The sequence below is a fragment of the Streptomyces sp. NPDC001970 genome (genome assembly GCF_053594115.1).
The window spans coordinates 203,581-219,553 of sequence record NZ_JBSFDW010000006.1 but is presented as its reverse complement, the minus strand read 5'-3'; the positions used below and the strand labels follow the sequence as shown (position 1 = coordinate 219,553).

At 71.9% G+C, this 15,973-nt stretch carries 16 protein-coding genes; 9 read left to right on the top strand and 7 right to left on the bottom strand.

Annotated features, from left to right (window positions below; genetic code table 11):
- Positions 1 to 235: 235 nt before the first annotated feature.
- A complete protein-coding gene (locus ACWCP0_RS10750; protein ID WP_451078493.1) occupies positions 236 to 916 on the bottom strand; it encodes a GntR family transcriptional regulator in 681 nt (226 codons plus the stop codon).
- A gap of 77 nt (positions 917 to 993) precedes the next feature.
- Entirely contained in the window at positions 994 to 2,355 is a 1,362-nt protein-coding gene (locus ACWCP0_RS10745) for an aminotransferase class III-fold pyridoxal phosphate-dependent enzyme (RefSeq protein ID WP_451078492.1), read from the bottom strand.
- 273 nt (positions 2,356 to 2,628) lie between these two features.
- On the opposite strand from ACWCP0_RS10745, the gene ACWCP0_RS10740 reads away from it, so the two are divergent.
- Together ACWCP0_RS10740 and ACWCP0_RS10735 are read left to right on the top strand one after the other, a co-directional pair.
- On the top strand, positions 2,629 to 3,249 hold the full coding sequence (locus ACWCP0_RS10740; RefSeq protein ID WP_451078491.1) for a DJ-1/PfpI family protein: 621 nt from the start codon (positions 2,629 to 2,631) through the stop codon (positions 3,247 to 3,249).
- The gene (locus tag ACWCP0_RS10735; RefSeq protein WP_451078490.1) at positions 3,246 to 3,710 is read left to right on the top strand and encodes a MarR family winged helix-turn-helix transcriptional regulator; all 465 of its coding nucleotides are present in this window, start codon (positions 3,246 to 3,248) and stop codon (positions 3,708 to 3,710) included. Before ACWCP0_RS10740 ends, ACWCP0_RS10735 begins: the two co-directional genes overlap by 4 nt.
- 105 nt (positions 3,711 to 3,815) lie before the next feature.
- Here the strand turns inward: ACWCP0_RS10735 and ACWCP0_RS10730 are convergent, their stop codons facing one another.
- Complete coding sequence (locus ACWCP0_RS10730) at positions 3,816 to 4,943, bottom strand: CapA family protein (RefSeq protein ID WP_451078551.1); 1,128 nt, start codon at positions 4,941 to 4,943, stop codon at positions 3,816 to 3,818.
- A 417-nt stretch (positions 4,944 to 5,360) separates the two neighbouring features.
- Between ACWCP0_RS10730 and ACWCP0_RS10725 the strand changes: the two genes are divergently transcribed.
- On the top strand, positions 5,361 to 6,044 hold the full coding sequence (locus tag ACWCP0_RS10725) for a class I SAM-dependent methyltransferase (protein ID WP_451078489.1): 684 nt from the start codon (positions 5,361 to 5,363) through the stop codon (positions 6,042 to 6,044).
- Here ACWCP0_RS10725 and ACWCP0_RS10720 read toward each other — a convergent pair.
- Both ACWCP0_RS10720 and ACWCP0_RS10715 read right to left on the bottom strand, forming a co-directional pair.
- Positions 6,037 to 6,312, bottom strand: coding sequence for a hypothetical protein (locus ACWCP0_RS10720; RefSeq protein WP_451078488.1), 276 nt, complete (start codon positions 6,310 to 6,312; stop codon positions 6,037 to 6,039). The genes ACWCP0_RS10725 and ACWCP0_RS10720 overlap by 8 nt on opposite strands.
- A gap of 249 nt (positions 6,313 to 6,561) precedes the next feature.
- The gene (locus ACWCP0_RS10715; RefSeq protein ID WP_451078487.1) at positions 6,562 to 6,861 is read right to left on the bottom strand and encodes a hypothetical protein; all 300 of its coding nucleotides are present in this window, start codon (positions 6,859 to 6,861) and stop codon (positions 6,562 to 6,564) included.
- A 629-nt stretch (positions 6,862 to 7,490) separates the two neighbouring features.
- Between ACWCP0_RS10715 and sigJ the strand changes: the two genes are divergently transcribed.
- Both sigJ and ACWCP0_RS10705 read left to right on the top strand, forming a co-directional pair.
- Positions 7,491 to 8,384 (top strand): RNA polymerase sigma factor SigJ, encoded by an 894-nt coding sequence (sigJ, locus tag ACWCP0_RS10710; RefSeq protein WP_451078486.1) that lies wholly within the window; start codon positions 7,491 to 7,493, stop codon positions 8,382 to 8,384.
- A 417-nt stretch (positions 8,385 to 8,801) separates the two neighbouring features.
- Positions 8,802 to 9,053 carry a DoxX family protein gene (locus ACWCP0_RS10705; RefSeq protein ID WP_451078485.1) on the top strand — a complete coding sequence of 84 codons (252 nt, stop codon included), beginning with the start codon at positions 8,802 to 8,804 and terminating at the stop codon, positions 9,051 to 9,053.
- 85 nt (positions 9,054 to 9,138) lie between these two features.
- Here ACWCP0_RS10705 and ACWCP0_RS10700 read toward each other — a convergent pair whose 3' ends face one another.
- Positions 9,139 to 10,041 carry a glycoside hydrolase family 19 protein gene (locus tag ACWCP0_RS10700; protein WP_451078484.1) on the bottom strand — a complete coding sequence of 301 codons (903 nt, stop codon included), beginning with the start codon at positions 10,039 to 10,041 and terminating at the stop codon, positions 9,139 to 9,141.
- 222 nt (positions 10,042 to 10,263) lie between these two features.
- Between ACWCP0_RS10700 and ACWCP0_RS10695 the strand changes: the two genes are divergently transcribed.
- Complete coding sequence (locus ACWCP0_RS10695; protein WP_451078483.1) at positions 10,264 to 12,132, top strand: serine/threonine-protein kinase; 1,869 nt, start codon at positions 10,264 to 10,266, stop codon at positions 12,130 to 12,132.
- On the opposite strand, the gene ACWCP0_RS10690 is transcribed toward ACWCP0_RS10695, so the two are convergent.
- Positions 12,120 to 13,028 carry a GNAT family N-acetyltransferase gene (locus ACWCP0_RS10690; RefSeq protein ID WP_451078482.1) on the bottom strand — a complete coding sequence of 303 codons (909 nt, stop codon included), beginning with the start codon at positions 13,026 to 13,028 and terminating at the stop codon, positions 12,120 to 12,122. The two genes, ACWCP0_RS10695 and ACWCP0_RS10690, sit on opposite strands and share 13 nt — an antisense overlap.
- Before the next feature lie 162 nt (positions 13,029 to 13,190).
- On the opposite strand from ACWCP0_RS10690, the gene ACWCP0_RS10685 reads away from it, so the two are divergent.
- The 3 genes from ACWCP0_RS10685 to ACWCP0_RS10675 all read left to right on the top strand — a co-directional run bounded on the left by ACWCP0_RS10685 (position 13,191) and on the right by ACWCP0_RS10675 (position 15,641).
- Entirely contained in the window at positions 13,191 to 13,631 is a 441-nt protein-coding gene (locus tag ACWCP0_RS10685) for a helix-turn-helix domain-containing protein (RefSeq protein WP_451078481.1), read from the top strand.
- Positions 13,628 to 14,038: a DUF4180 domain-containing protein gene (locus ACWCP0_RS10680; RefSeq protein WP_451078480.1), complete on the top strand. Its 411-nt coding sequence runs from the start codon at positions 13,628 to 13,630 to the stop codon at positions 14,036 to 14,038. The genes ACWCP0_RS10685 and ACWCP0_RS10680 overlap by 4 nt, the downstream gene beginning before the upstream one ends.
- Before the next feature lie 76 nt (positions 14,039 to 14,114).
- Complete coding sequence (locus ACWCP0_RS10675) at positions 14,115 to 15,641, top strand: substrate-binding domain-containing protein (RefSeq protein WP_451078479.1); 1,527 nt, start codon at positions 14,115 to 14,117, stop codon at positions 15,639 to 15,641.
- Positions 15,642 to 15,973 lie beyond the last annotated feature (332 nt).

The window sequence follows — 15,973 nt, the reverse complement described above, 5'->3', positions numbered from 1 at the left end:
CAGGAGGCCGACCCGCACAGTCAGCGGTCGGGGGCGGGATCCGGAGCGGGTCCCGGGCGCGCGACCACCGCGTACGATCCCGGCGCGATCACCGCGCACGACCGCGGCGCACGACCGCGGCCCATGATCCCCGTCCCGTCGGAGCGCATCGTCCCGGCCCCGTCGCGGCCCATGGCCCCCGCGCCGTCGCCGCCCGCGGTCACTGCGTGTCGCGGCCCGCGGTCCCCACGCGCGATCACAGCGTCTGCTGCTCCAGCCGGTCCGCCCACCGCAGGGCGTGCTCGTGGTGCGCCACGATCACGGCGCGCGCCGTCCGGGCGTCGCCGAGGGTGATCGCGTCCACCAGGTCTTCGTGGCCGCCCCAGAGCCAGGCCTTGAGGTCGGGCTCGGTGCGCAGACGCGGCACGGCGAACACCCAGGCCTGCATGCGCAGCCGGTGCAGGAACTCCGCGATGTACGGGTTGGCGACGAGGATGCCGAGCTCCCGCCAGAACCGCAGGTCGTATCCGATCAGGACGTCCAGCTCCCCGCAGCGGGCGGCTCGCGAGGCCTCCTCGGCCCGGCGGCGCACGGAGACGAGGGCGGGACCGTGCGTCGCGTTGGCGCGCGGTGCGCCGTCGGCACGGAAGACGCCCTCCGCGATCAGCGAGCGGGCCTCGACCATGCCCCGGTAGTCCTCCACCGAGAAGCGGTGCACCTGGAAACCGCGGTGCTGGTTGGAGTCGAGCAGCCCTTGCGCCGTGAGATCGACGAGCGCCTCCCTGACGGGGGTCGCAGACACCCCGTACATGGCGGCGATCTCCTTCACCGTGAATTCCTGGCCCGGCTGGAGGCGCCCGGCGAGCACCTCGTCACGCAGCGCGTCCGCGATCTGCTGCCGCAGGGTGTTGCGGGTCACAGTTGCGCTCGCGGGCATGGCGTCGGCCCCTCCGTCCGGGTTTCGGGACACCTTAAGCCAGCCGGAGGGGCCTTTTGACAGCCTGTGGATGAGGCTTACGCCACGTGGTCGTCGGCGACCGCCAAGGCCGCGTCAAGGGCCGCCAGGCCCTCCTTTGCCTCGATCTCGCTGATGTTGCAGGCGGGTACGGCGTGCGTGCGGTTCATGTTGATGAAGGGCCACAGGCCGTTCTTCTTGCAGGCCGCGCCGAAGGCCGCCATCGGGGCGTTCGCCTCGCCCGCCGCGTTGTACGGAACGAGCGGCTCGCGCGTCTCCTTGTTCCGTACGAGGTCGAGGGCCCAGAAAGCACCCAGGCCGCGCACCTCGCCGACCGACGGGTGGCGCTCGGCCAGGTCGCGCAGGCCGGGGCCGAGGACGGTCTCGCCGATGTGGGCGGCGTGCTCGACGACCTTCTCGTCCTCCATCACCTGGATGGTCGCGACGGCGGCGGCGCAGGCCAGCGGGTGACCGGAGTAGGTGAGTCCGCCCGGGTACGGCCGCTTGTCGAAGGTCGCCGCGATCTCGGCGGAGATGGCGACGCCGCCGAGCGGCACGTACCCCGAGTTGACGCCCTTCGCGAAGGTCATCAGGTCGGGTACGACGTCGAAGTGTTCGGCGGCGAACCACTTGCCGGTCCGTCCGAAGCCCGCCATGACCTCGTCGAGGACGAAGACGATGCCGTACCGGTCGCAGATCTCGCGGACGCCCGCGAGGTAGCCGGGCGGCGGGGTCATGATGCCGGCGGTGCCGGGGATGGTCTCGAGGACGAGCGCGGCGATCGTCTGCGGCCCCTCGAACGCGATCGTGTCCTCCAGGTGCTGGAGGGCCCGCGCGCACTCCTCCGCCTCGGTGGTGGCGTAGAAGGGCGAGCGGTAGAGGAACGGCGCCCAGAAGTGGACGACGCCGGCGGACGCGGTGTCGGAGGGCCAGCGGCGCGGGTCGCCGGTCAGGTTGATCGCGGTGGAGGTGGCGCCGTGGTACGAGCGGTAGGCGGAGAGCACCTTCGGGCGCCCCGTGTGCAGCCGGGCCATGCGGACGGCGTTCTCGACGGCCTCGGCGCCGCCGTTGGTGAAGAAGATCTTGTCGAGGTCGCCGGGGGTGCGCTCGGCTATGAGGCGTGCGGCCTCGGAGCGTACGTCGACGGCGAACGCGGGCGCGAAGGTGGCGAGGCGGCCGGCCTGCTCCTGGATCGCGGCGACGACCTTCGGGTGCTGGTAGCCGATGTTGGTGTAGACGAGGCCGCTGGTGAAGTCGAGGTAGCGGTTCCCGTCGTAGTCCCAGAAGTACGAACCCTCGGCGCCGGCGACGGCGAGCGGGTCGATCAAGCCCTGGGCGGACCATGAGTGGAAGACGTGCGCACGGTCGGCGGCCTTGACTGCAGCGCCGGTCTGCGGATCGGGTTCGACATGAGGGGTCATGGCGAACAGGTTAAGGACGCGCAGGTGGGAGCCGACATGGCCACCTTGTATGGCCTCGGCCACTTTGGTCGGCAAGGTGTCGGGGGATCGCCGGGCTCGTGGTGACTCGCCGAGGACTCGTGGTGACTCCCGAGGTCTCGCGGGGCCAGAGGGGCCGATGGGGAACGACGGGGTGACGACGGAGACGATGGTCAGTATCGATTGACAGCATGCTGTCGTCATGACAGTCTTCTGTCATCCGCTGACGGGACGCACCGCGCTCAGGAGGTCACCATGGACACCACGCCCACCCGCACGACGCCCCGCAAGACCGTCCATCTCGCCGTCTACGACACCTTCGCCGACTGGGAGACGGGCCACGCCACCGCCTTTCTCGCCCGCAGCGGTCACCCCGTCCGCACGGTCGGACCGGCCGCCGACAAGCCCGTCACCACCCTGGGCGGGCTGCGCATTCAGCCCGACCTCGCGCTCGACGACGTGAAGCCGGAGGACAGCGCACTGCTGATCCTCACCGGCGCGGACCTGTGGGACGGCGGGGACGACCTCGCTCCGTTCGCGCGCAAGGCACGGCAGTTCCTGGAGGCCGGTGTGCCCGTCGCCGCGATCTGCGGCGCGACGGCCGGTCTGGCGAGAGAGGGCCTGCTCGACGAGCGGAAGCACACCAGCGCGGTGTCGTTCTACCTCGCGGCCACCGGCTACAAGGGCGGTGAGCACTACGTCGACACCGACGCCGTCACCGACGGGGACCTCATCACGGCCGGGCCGACCGAGCCCGTCGCGTTCGCGCGCGAGGTGCTCGGCAAGCTGGGCGCGTTCGAGGGCGGCCGGCTGGACGCCTGGTACCGGCTGTTCCACGACTCGGACCCGGCCGCGTTCGAAGAGCTCAACGCATGAGCCGGGAGCAGCAGGATCTGCTCAGCGCCACCGCGCTGGGCGTCTTCCGGCTGAACGGCCAGTTCCTCTCCGTCGCCGAGGAACTGGCCCGCCCGGCCGGGCTGACCGCCGCGTGGTGGCAGGTCCTCGGCGCGGTGCTGGGCGAGCCGCTGCCCGTCGCCGGGATCGCCCGCGCGATGGGCATCACCCGACAGAGCGTGCAGCGGATCGCGGACCTGCTGGTCGACAAGGGGCTCGCCGAGTACGTACCGAACCCGGCCCACCGCCGCGCCAAGCTCCTCCGCCCCACTGCGGAGGGCCGGGCCGCGATCGACAGGATCGACCCCGTGCACGCGGACCTCGCCGCCCGCCTCGCGGACCAGCTCGGCGAGGAGGGCTTCGCGGAGACGGTACGGGTGCTGGAGAGGCTCGGCGCGGCGATGGATTCGGTGACGGGGCCGGACCGGTCCGGGTCGGACTGACCCGGCTCGGACCGACCCCGGCGGACGGTGATCGGGACCGGCTTCCACCGTACGAAGGGACTGGGCCAGTTCCTGACCTACAAGACCCTTCAGGACCTGCCGCCCTCAACTCCGCCTGGACCAGCGCAGCGTCAGGAATCCGTCTCCGCCCAGCTCCGGCTCCACATGCGTCCCGAACGCCCGCCCCGCCCTGCTCAGCACCTCGGACATCCACCCCGCGTCCGCCGTCGACGCGTGCCGCAACTTCATCTGATGGGCCTGCATCGGCGCGATCCGCAGACGCGCCAGCTCGCCCGTGGCCGCGTCCAGCGCCGGGAAGTACATGAGCCGCAGGTCGTCGCGGTAGCGCTCGTAGCCCGAGATGCCCTCGTAGTCGTCGATGAGGTCGCCGCAGCCGTAGAGGATGAGCTTGCCCCGGTACACCTCGACGGGCCGCGGGTGGTGCGAGGAGTGCCCGTGGACGACGTCCACGCCGCCGTCGACGAGCCGCCGCGCGAAGGTGATCTGGCTCTGCGAGACGTCGTAGCCCCAGTTCGACCCCCAGTGGATCGAGACGACCACCAGGTCACCCTCCTTCCGCACCGCCGCAAGCCGCCGTGCGAGGGCGTCGGCGCTGCGGACCGAGAGGTCGGGTACGAAGTCCACTCCGGGCCGCCGCTCCCCCGCCGCCCAGCGCGACGGCACCCCGGCGGACGCCATCCCGCACGACAGGACGAGTACGCGTCCCCCGCCTCTCGTGGCCACCGCCACCGGCCGCCGCGCCTCCTCGCCGTTCCGCCCCGCCCCCGCCGGGCCCAGACCGGCCTCGCGCAGCACGTCCAGGGTCTCCTCGAGGCCCTGGCGCCCGAAGTCGAGGACATGGTTGTTGGCCAGGGCGCAGACGTCGGGCCGGGCGGCGGCCAGACAGGGCAGATTTGCGGGGTGCATCCGGTACGTCACGGCCTTGCCGGGCGCGAAGTCGTCGCTGGTCGTGATGCTGCTCTCCAGGTCGATGACGCGTACGTCGGGCGCGGCGTCGTCGAGCACGTCCAGGGCGGAGCCCCAGGGCCAGACGAAGTCCACAGGCTGCGGAATCTTCCCGTTGATGGCCTCCGCGAGGGCGACGTAGTCGCGGGCGTCGCGGATGTACCCCTCGTGCAGCTCCGGGTCACCGGGGTGCGGCAGGATCTGGTCGACACCCCGGCCCGGCATGACGTCGCCGCTGAGGAACAGCGTTACGAGGGCCTGGCCCATGCCGGTCATTTTCCCACCTGCGGGGCCTCGCGGCCGGGTGCGGCCTCGGCGGATCCGAAAACGACCAGCCGTGTGCGGCCGTCTCCCGTTCCGCCGCGCTCGCCTCGGCACGGAATTTCGTCGCCACTGCTCGATGGAGATGCAGCACATCGCAGAAGCCACCACCAGGACCGGACCCGGAGCCATCCACCAGAACCGCGTCGCACGTCGCGCCGAAGGCACGACCGTGATGAGCAGCGCGACGACGCTCGGTCCCCGTGGCTTCGGCCGGAGCGGGCGCCGGCGCAGCGCATCCCTTGCCCTGACGAGATCGGCCGTACCGCTCATTTGCCACCCCGGCAAACATCTTTGTCAAGGCCGGGAGCGCGGGCGCAGGGTCGTGGACGAACAGGTCCGGCCGACGAGGGAGACCGAGCGATGACCGACGCCTCACCGAAGAGCACGGCTCAGCAGTACTGGGAGGGCTTCTACCAGGAGAGCGACGGGGCCGGGGGCGGTGCCGGGGGCCGGGGTGGGAAGCCCAACGGGCTGCTGGTGCGGGAAGTCGGCGCCCTGACGCCGGGCACCGCGCTGGATCTCGGGTGTGCCGAAGGTGCCGATGCGATGTGGCTGGCCGAGCGCGGCTGGCAGGTCACCGCCGTCGACGTGTCCGGGACCGCGCTGCGCCGCGGCGCCGCCCGCGCGGCCGGGGCCGGGCTCGCCGAGCGGATCGACTGGCAGCGGCACGACCTGTCGCAGTCGTTCCCCGCAGGCGTCTTCGACCTGGTCTCGGCCCAGTTCCTGCACTCCCCCGTGGCGACGCCGGGCGAGCGGGAGCAGATCCTGCGCCGCGCGGCCGACGCCGTCGCGCCGGGCGGGGTGCTGCTGATCACCGGCCACGCGGGTTGGCCGTCGTGGCAGGACACCCCGCCCTTCGACCACCACTTCCCCACCACCCGCGAGGTCCTCGACTCCCTCGGCCTCGCCCCGGACGAGTGGCACGTCGAGGTCGAGGATGTCGTCAGCCGCGACCTGACCGCGCCCGACGGCCGGCCCGGCACCCGCAAGGACAACGTCCTGCGGGTCCGCCGCGCGGCCGCAGCCCCGTCCTCGGTCAGGTGACGGTGACGCGCAGGACGTAGGGCCGGCCGGTGCTGATCGCTTCCGCCTGTTCGCGCAGATCTGCGTGCGTGAACCCCAGCAGGGCTTCGTCGGCCGCCCGGCGCAGCAGCGGCAGGATCTCGGTCACCGGCCGGCCGCGGTGCGACGCGGCGAGCCGTGCGAACGCCTGCTGGTAGGGAACCCCGTACGTCCCCGACGCACCCGGCGCACTCGCGCTGTCGGCCAGCAGCCGGTCCAGGTGCTGCCTGCCCACACTGATCTCACCCACGACGGCTCCCCGTTCCCGAAGGGACCCGGCCGGTCCAGGCCCTCACCCACGACGCTACGAGGGGGGTCTGACAATGCGGTCCGGGCGCGGCCCGGTCCCTGCCCCGCCCCTGCCCCGGCGCGGCGCGGCCCGGTCCCTGCCCCGCCCCTGCCCCGGCGCGGCGCGGCCCGGTCCCTGCCCCGGCCCGGCCCTGCCCTGCCCCGGCGCGGCGCGGCCGCGACGCCCGTCAGTCGACCACCCTGCCGCAGGTCACGTCGGGGACCGCCCCGGTGATAGCACCGGCGCAGTCCGGCGCAGTCCGGCGCAGTCCGGCGCCTCGACGTTGCCGACGTCGGCAACGTCGGCAACGTCGGCGAGCGAGGGCAGACGCTTCAGCAGCGTCCTGTCCGCGAGGAAGGCGACAAACTCGTCACGCGTCACCCCGGCGCGGGTGGCGCGCCTCTCCAGCACGTCCGGCATCGACTCCACCGATCCGGCCGAGCGCAGGCAGATGACGCGCACACCGTGGGGACCGAGCTGCGCCGCCAGGGTCCGGGAGAAGCCCTCCACCGCGGCGCAGGTGAACGCCGTATCTCGATGAGCGGTGCCCCCGGACCCCGTCCGGTCCGATGACGCTGGACTGGACGCCAACTCTCCCTGCTCCCCCGGCGATTCCGGCGACGTACGCGTTCACCGGCCTCGTCGAGCGCAACGACCTGAGCGGCCTCGGCCGTTCCCCTGTCACCGGGCGAGGAACACCAGGCCGACGGCCAGGTCCGGCCGCGGAGAGCGGGAACGGGCACATAACTGATGTGGCCCGAGGCGGCGTTGAACCGGCTCACCTCACGCGGCCGGCGGCGGTGGGTGGTACAGCCCGCCGGAAGCGGGAAGTGGACCGCCTGCCGACCCGTCGCCTGGGTGACGACGGGGCCGGTGCCGTCCGCCCGTCATGCGGTGCATGAGGCGGAGATCCGGGGCCACATGCCGACTGCGCTGCCCCGAGCCGGAGTTCGAGATCCGAGCCCGGAAACCGGGCCACCGCCGACCTGCGGTTTGTCCGGAACAGCGGCGTGAAAGCGCACGCCGTCCACCTCCGTACCCCCACACAGATCACTCGTCGGGGTGATGATCGCTACGGTCGCATCCGGTCGGTTTGATGCGTCATGGCAACGAAGGACTGCGACGGGAGAATGGGTCGGATGGACAACAGCGAGTTCCTGGCGGAACGTTTCGAGGCCAACCGGCCCCATCTGCGCTCGGTGGCGTACCGCATGCTCGGCTCGCTCGCCGAGGCCGACGACGCCGTCCAGGAGGCGTGGCTGCGGCTGAGCCGCTCGGACACGAGCAACGTGGAGAACCTGGCGGGGTGGCTGACGACGGTTGTGGGCCGCGTGTGCCTGGACATGCTGCGTTCGCGCACGTCGCGGCGTGAGGATCCGCTGGATCCGCTCGGCGTGTACGTACCTGACCCGGTCGTCAGCGGCATCAGCGGTACCGACCCGGAGCAGGAGGCGCTCGTCGCCGACTCCGTCGGGCTGGCGATGCTGGTGGTGCTGGACACGCTGTCGCCGGCCGAGCGGCTCGCGTTCGTCCTGCACGACATGTTCGCCGTGTCCTTCGACGAGATCGCGCCCGTCGTGGGGCGTACGCCGACGGCGGCCCGGCAGCTCGCGAGCCGGGCGCGGCGGCGGGTGCAGGACGCGGGCCCTGCGCCCGACGCCGATCAGGCCCGGCAGCGGGAGGTCGTCGACGCCTTCATCGCCGCCTCGCGCGGAGGCGACTTCGAGGCCCTCGTCTCGCTGCTCGACCCGGACGTCGTCCTACGGGTGGACGGCGGCGTCCTGGCGCTCGGCGCGTCGAAGGTGGTGCGCGGGGCGGAGACGGTGGCCGGTCAGGCACTCATGTACCAGCGGTTCTCGCCGTACGCACGGGTTGCGCTCGTCAACGGTGTGCCCGGCATCGTCTCGCTGCCCGAGGGCAAGGCGGCCGCGGTCATGGCCTTCACCGTCTCCGGCGGCAAGGTCGTCCAGCTCGACATCCTGGCCGACCCGGAGCGCCTGCGCGCGCTGAACCTGCCGAACCTGGACGACTGACGGCACGGCACGCCCCACCGGGCCCGCTCGGCGCCGCCGGTCGGGCCCGGAGCGTGACCACTCCCTCGGCCGAGGCTGCATGGCCAGGGCCCGAAACGCCTCAAGGCGGCCGAGGGTGGCCGATCAGCCACGGCCGGCACCGCCGGTCAGGGGGCCGCACCCACCAGCCTCAGAGCTCTCCGCACAGGACGCGGCGGCCGGTCAGGAGACGCACATCGTGACGGTGATCGACGCCACGGACAGGACGACATCGCCACGACCACCGTCGGCGCCGGTCCGTCCGCCATCGCCGTCGTCGGCCTGGGCCTGATCCGGAAGACACTCCTCCCTGGCCCCGACGGTCGCTCATGGTGTCCAGGCATAAGCGGACGAAGTCCCGGACGACCGGATCGGTGTCGACGGCCGCTTCTCGGCAACATGTCCGAGTACGGCGTCCCGCACGCATGGATCCATCCCTTGGGGGCGGCAAAGGCGGCGGGTGCGCTCGGGCTCCTTGCCGGCCTTGCCTCACCGGCCGTCGGGGTCGCTGCGGCGACCGGCCTCGTCCTGTACTTCGCCGGCGCCGTCATCACCGTCGCGCGTGCTCGCCGGTACTCCCACATCCCGTACCCGGGCCTGTTCCTGGTGCCGGCCGCCGGCTCGCTCGCGCTGGGACCGGCCACCGCGTGAACGACGGGCGGGGGCGGTACGGCCGCCGCCGCACCGCCCCCGCCCGCGTTCCAGGGGAATCAGGAGAATCAGGGGAACGAGGGAATCAGCAGTACAGGTTGCCGCCCGTCGGCACACCCAGGATCTGCGTGAAGCGTGTGTAGTTGTCGACGCGGCTCTGGACCTGCGCCGGGTTCTTGCCGTCGCACTCCAGGGAGCCGTTGATGGAGCGGATGGTGTGGCCGAAGCCCGCCTGGTTGACCATGGCGTTGTGGCCGGTCATCGTGCCGGGGCCGCTCTGCGTGTTCCAGTACCAGAGGCCGGTCTTCCAGGCGACGGCCGACTCGCGCTCGACCCGCCACGGGTTGTTCAGCAGGTCGATGCCGAGGGCGTCACCCGCGGCCTTGTAGTTGAAGTTCCAGCTGAGCTGGATCGGGCCGCGACCGTAGTACGCGGCCTGGCCGGCCGGACAGCCGTAGGGCTGGCCGGCGTCGCAGTAGTGGGGGTAGTTGGCGGTGTTCTGCTCGACGATGTGGACCAGGCCGCCCGTCTCGTGCGAGACGTTGGCGAGGAAGGCCGCGGCCTCCTGCCTCTTCACCGTGTCGCTTCCGGTGTTCGCGAAGGCGGGGTAGGCGCTCATCGCCCCGGTCAGCCCGCTGTACGTGTAGAACGCGTTCCGGTTCGGGAACATCTGGTTGAACTGCGCCTCGGTGACGACGAAACCGGAGGGGGACGGGCCGGGACCGGGATCGCCGCCGCCCGTGCCGCAGGTGCCCTGGTCGGCCCAGACGCCCCACTCACCGGTAGTGCCGGGCGTCTCGCCCTGGGTCCACCACTTGGCCTGCCAGTTGTGGCCGTTGTGGGAGGTGACCATGCCGCCGGTGTACACGGCGGAGGAGTTCCAGGCAGCGGCACAGGCGGCCGCCGCAGCGGAGGAGACGGGCAGGAAGACCGCGAATCCGAGGATCGCCGCGAAGGCGGCGAACAAGCTCACGATGCGTCGTGACAACGTTATCGACCTTTCCCTGTGGGGGGTTCGGAGCCGTGGGAGGTGCAAAGGGTGTTGCCATGGGGCGTGTTGAGCACTGAACCGGGAATGGTCTGGACCTGTCAAGGGTCTAGACCATGATTGTCGCGATGGTGGCGGACTTCGGCCGGGGAGGGCTTCCGGCCGGGGACGGCTTCCGGCCGGGGACGGTCACCGCCGGGTGCGGTGTGCGAGGATCCCGCCGTGGATCCGCTGATGCCCGAAGACCCGTGCGCCATCGGTCCGTTCCGACTTCTCGGCAGGCTCGGCTCCGGCGGAATGGGCCGTGTGTATCTCGCCCGGTCGGAGGGCGGGCGCACGGTCGCCGTGAAGGTCGTGCACGCGGAGCTGGCCGCACAGCGGGAGTTCCGGCTGCGGTTCGCGCGCGAAGTGGCCGCGCTGGAACGGGTCGGCGGGGACGGGACCGCGCCCCTGATCGACTCCGACACGGCGTCCGACGCGCCCTGGGTGGCGGTCGCGTACGTACCGGGGCCGTCGCTGCGGACCGTCGTGGACGACCACGGACCGCTGCCCGCCGATTCGGTGCACACCCTCGCGGCCGGGCTCGGACGGGCCCTGGACCACATTCACGCCGCCGGGCTCGTGCACCGCGATCTGAAGCCGTCCAACATCCTGCTGGCCGTGGACGGCCCGCGGATCATCGACTTCGGGATCGCGCGCGCGGTGGACACGGTCACGGACGGCGGGCTCACCAGCACCGGAGCGGTGGTCGGTTCGCCCGGCTTCATGTCTCCCGAGCAGGTGCGGGGCGAGAAGGTCACCCCGGCGTCGGACATCTTCTGCGTGGGTGCGGTGCTCGCGTACGCGGTCACCGGACGGCAGCCGTTCGGGGCGAGCGACAGCGGCGTCCACGCCGTCTTGTTCCGGATCGCGCACGACGAGCCCGACCTCGAGGGGGTGCCGGACGAACTCGGCCCGCTCGTACGGGCCTGCCTGGACAAGGACCCGGCCCGGCGGCCCACCGCCGCCGAACTGGCGCGTACCGCACCTGGCCGCGGTGACGCCTGGCTGCCGCCCGCGCTGCTGGCCCGGCTCGGGGCGCACGCGGCGCAACTGCTCGACGCGGACACGCCGGTGCCGGGCGAGGCCACCGCTCCGGGCGACGGGCCCCTGCCGGGGGTACGGCGGCGGTGGGGGTGGCGTACCGTCCTCGCCGTCGTGTCCGCGGTGGCAGTGCTCGCGGGCGGAGGCGTGGCGGCCAGGGCGCTCTGGCCGGACCAGGCTCCCGAGTCCTACGAGAAGCCCAGGGGCAACGACAGCGACAAGCCCACGGAGGGCTCAGGCGGCGGAGACAAGAGCGAGGACCAGGGCGGCGACGTACCGGACGTGTTCATCGGCGCCTGGGAGGGAGTGCTCGAAGGCACCGACGAGCACCCCAGGTCGACCGGCCGCATCGAGATCAGCCAGGGCAGGAAGGGCCGCAAGACGGCCGTGTACGTCCAGGTCACGGGCGAACGGCTGTGCATGGGCCGGTCGGTTCTCGTCTCGGCGGACGACGACGGGATCGTCTTCGGCGAGAGCGACGTGACCACCGGCGTCCCGGCCAAGCAGTGCCTGCCCGCCGCGCACCAGACCCTCAGCGTGCGCTCCCCTGACGTCATGCAGTGGACGTCCGGAGCCGTCTCCGCGACCTTCCGCAGGGCGAAGACCGGTCCGCAGGTCGTACCCGCCGAACTCGTGGGCAGGTGGAAGCAGCACTTCGACGAGATCTCCGGCGGCGATCAGGGCGAGACGTTCGACAACACGGTCACCATCACCCAGGGCCCCGTGGGCGCGCCTCTCGTGCGCTTCGAGGACTCGTACCCGAGGACCGACCCGGACACCGGTCAACCGGTCGACGGCACCGTCAACTGTGCGAGCACGGCTGTGCTGGGCGGTGTCGGCGGCCCGTTGATCATCGGGCCGCAGACGCCGGACTCCGGTTCCTGGGACCCCGAGTGCTCGCCCCTTCCCGCGCAGTACCTGCGCGCCGACCGCTTCCAGGGCAAGGAACGTCTGCTCATCCACGGGATGAGTGCGGACGGGGAGCCCGGGGAGTACTACCGCGAGTAGGTGTACGTCCGCGCGTACTGCCGGAAACCGAGGCTCCGGTAGAGCATTCGGGGCACGGGGTATCCCGCGTCCCCGCGCGGGCAGACCACCGCGTCCCTCGCCCCCGCGTCGCGCAGCGCGTGAAGCGCGGCCAGGCACACCGCGCGGGACAGGCCGCGGCGCCGGAAGCCGGGCGCGGTGCCGACAGGTTCGACGAGGCCGGTGCGGTGCGTGTCGTCGTACCAGATCAGGCAGGACGCGGCGAAGCTGCCGTCGGGCGCCTCGACCACCCGGTCCAGCTCGGGACGGTAGGGCCAGGACGCCCTGACCGCACGGTACGAACCGACCGTGACCCCGGTCGAGTTCCACGCGGCCCGGTGCACCGCCACGCGCCGCTCCAGCTCGTCCTCGTCCGCCTCACCGCCTACGCCGCGTACGGCGCGTGCCGTGAAGCCGGCGGGGAGCGCCGGGACGGCGGGGAGGCCGGCGAGCGGGCGGATGTGGTGGGCGAAGTGCGGTTCGTCATCGGTCTGTTGCCGGTAGCCGCGGGCGGTCAGCGCGGCGCGCAGCCGGGTCCGGGCGTCGAGCACGACGATCTCGCGCGGGCCGCCCGGATCGTGCGCGTCGAACCAGTCCAGGACCTCGTCGATCAGCTCCGGGTGGGCCGGATCGACCTCCATCCGCAGATCGTCCGGGAAGTGCGCCCAGCCCCAGGCCACGACCCGCCCGCCGGCCGCCTCCCACAGGGCCCCGGGCCAGTCGGCCCGCTCGGGCGGGAACATGAAGCGGCCCCAGGCCAGGTCGCCGACGTGGTACGTGCTCGCGGCCGACCAGGTGCGGCTCGTCAGCTCCTGCATCGCACGCAGATCGTCCGGGCCCTCGTACGCCCGCCTCGTCACGCTCGCGCTCGCGGTCATGGGCCGTGATCCTTCCACGTGGCGGACGACCTGCGCAGGCGTGCGCATCGCACCGCGCCCGCATGGGCACATCGTTCCTCATCCTCCTCTATCACTCCCCATCTGCTACCGTTCAGGGAAGATTAGGGAAGCATGCTCAGAAAGAAGCCAGACAGGGTGATCATGGAGAACGCTCGCCTCTACACCGTGGACCAGGTGGCCGAGCTGCTCGGCCTGCACGTGAAGACGGTGCGTGGCTACGTACGCGACGGAAAGCTGAAGGGCACCCGGGTCGGAAAGCAGTACCGCATCGCCGCCGAGGACCTCGAGGCGTTCACGGGCCGTCCGGCGGCGAGAAGCGCGCGTGAGAGCGCCCGCCGCACACGGCGCGCGGAGGCGACCACGATCGTGCAGGTGGAAGCTGCCAGTCCGGAGACGGTGTCGCGGATCAGCTCGGTCCTCGGGGCCGCGATGGTCTCACCGCCGCAGGACGGTGCGCCGCTGCGCATCGAGACCGTCTACGACGAGGAGCGGGCGGTCCTGAAGGTCATTCTCCTGGGCGGGCTCGAGCGCGTCGCGAGCACCCTGAGCCTGCTCGGGGCAGTGGTGGAGGAGCCCTCATGACGCAGGTCGCCGACACCGACGGGGTCGAGGAGATGAACGGCGTGCCGGTACTGCTCTGCTCGAGCGAGGGTCCGGCGCTGCGCGACGGCCGTGGCGCCCTCGACGTCATCGGCGCGGCACTGGGCCTCGGAGCCTCCTGGGCGGCCGTTCCCTTCGGGCGCCTCGACGAGGACTCCTTCCGGCTGCGGACGGGCGTTGCGGGCGAGTTCGCGCAGAAGTTCGCGCAGTACGGCGTCGGCCTGGCCGTCGTCGGCGACATCGCCGCGTACACAGCCGCCGGTGACGCGCTGCGCGACCTGGTCCGCGAGGGCAACCGCGGGAGGGGTTTCTGGTTCGTCCGGGACCTCGACGAGCTACGTGACCGGCTGCGCGGCCCGCGCTCGGAGGACACGACGTCCCGCGCCTGAACGGGCGGCGAACAGCAGCCGACGGAGTCCTGCGGAAGCTCCCAACCCGCCTCGCACGCACGTACGTTGACGAACCGTGGAATGGGTGAGCGCCGAGAACGTCGTGGCCGTGGGTACCGCTGTGCTCGGCATCCTGGCCTCCGCAGGCGTGCTCTGGTACGAGCGCCGGATACCGAGCCGCAAGCGCATCGGCTACCGCATCCAGCTCGACACGCCGATCGGCAGCAACGTACGCAACGGACGCCCCAACATCCGGCTCGGGCTGTTCAACGACACGCCCGACATGTCCGACGGGACGCTCGTCCTCCTGCGCATCGAGAACGACGGCTCGCAGAGCATCGCCGACAACGACTACACCGGCCGTGAACTGCACGGCCTCACCGTCGACTTCACCGACCGCTTCGTGCGCGGCCTGGCCGTCACCCACACCGAGGAGACGGAACACCTGGGCGAGCACTTCACCCCGGCCGCGGGGCTGCGGTACGTCGGCAACACCCTCTACATCCCGCGCGTCCCGCTCAACCGCGGCGAGCACTTCAAGCTGCTCGTGCTGCTCTCCGGCGGCCCGGTGGGCTGCACGGTGAGGATCACCGGCGGCATCCGGGACGGTGAGGTGATGCCCAACCGCGCGATCCTGCCCGACGACAAGCCCCCGCTGTTCAGCACCGCGGCCCGCAACATCACGGTGCTGCTGACCGCCTGTGTGGTCGCGCTCGCCGCGATCATCGTCGTACGCGACGACACCCGGCCGCCGATCGGCTGCGCCAAGGGCGAGCTGACCGTCACGGGCTCGACGGCGTTCGCCCCCGTCGTGCGCGAGATGGCGAAGAAGTACGAGCAGGACTGCGAGGGTTCGACCATCACCGTGGACGCCCACGGCAGCGCCGCGGGGATACGGTCGCTCGCCGCGGCGGGCGAGAAGGCGGAGAAAGGCTCCCCCACCGTGATCGCGCTCTCCGACGGGCCCAAGCCGGGCGGCTTCCCGCAGCTGCGCGAGAACCGGGTGGCGGTCTCCGCCTTCGCGCTCGTCGTCAACGACAAGGTGCCGGTGAAGAACCTCTCCCTGGCCGACATCCGCGCGATCTACCGCGGCGAGATCACCGACTGGGGCAGGTTCGGCCGCCCGGACCTCAAGATCCTCCTCGTCAGCCGCGACGCCAACTCCGGCACCCGCGAGGTCTTCCAGCGCCGGGTGCTGGGCCGCAACGAGCCGGCGAACTCCTCGCGCGACTGCGTGAACAAGGACGACCCCGAGTCGGGGGTCGTCCGCTGCGAACTCGACAGCACGGAGCAGGTGCTGACCACGGTGGCCAGGCTCCCGGGCGCCATCGGCTACAGCGAACTGCGCGCCGGCTCCGGCCTGAAGGGGGTCCGCCGGCTCGACATCGACGGCGAACCGCCGTCGGTGGAGACCATCGGCACCAGCGCGTACCCGTACCGCGAGATCGAGTACGCCTACACCTACGGCCAGCCCCCGGCCGACTCCCTCGCCTCCAGCTTCCTCGGCTACATGCGGCAGGGCGGCGGCCAGGACATCGTCACCACCCACGGCCATCTGTCGTGCGCGACGCCGAAGGGGCTGCGGATCTGCGGGGAGGAGTGAGCGCGTCGGTCCAGGGCGGGGAAAACGCCGGATTCGCCCATGACTTGGGACACCGGCGCGCGCTGCCGATCTCGAGTTCGTAGATTCCGGCGAAAGCAGCGCGATAGGGGGCATGAATTCATCGATGCCACCGTGGACACCGCTGCCGGCGACCGCCGTCCACGCCCCGGGATAAACCGGCGGCGCGGATGCGGGACCCGGACGGGTGTGCAGCTCAGCTGCTTGAGGCGGGCCGGACACGGCGCCACCGTGCGCTGCGACGACGGCAGGCCCCCCGCCGACGGGGCCGTCACCTTCTCGCCCGGCCCCCACCGCCCCGACCGCTGCCAGGA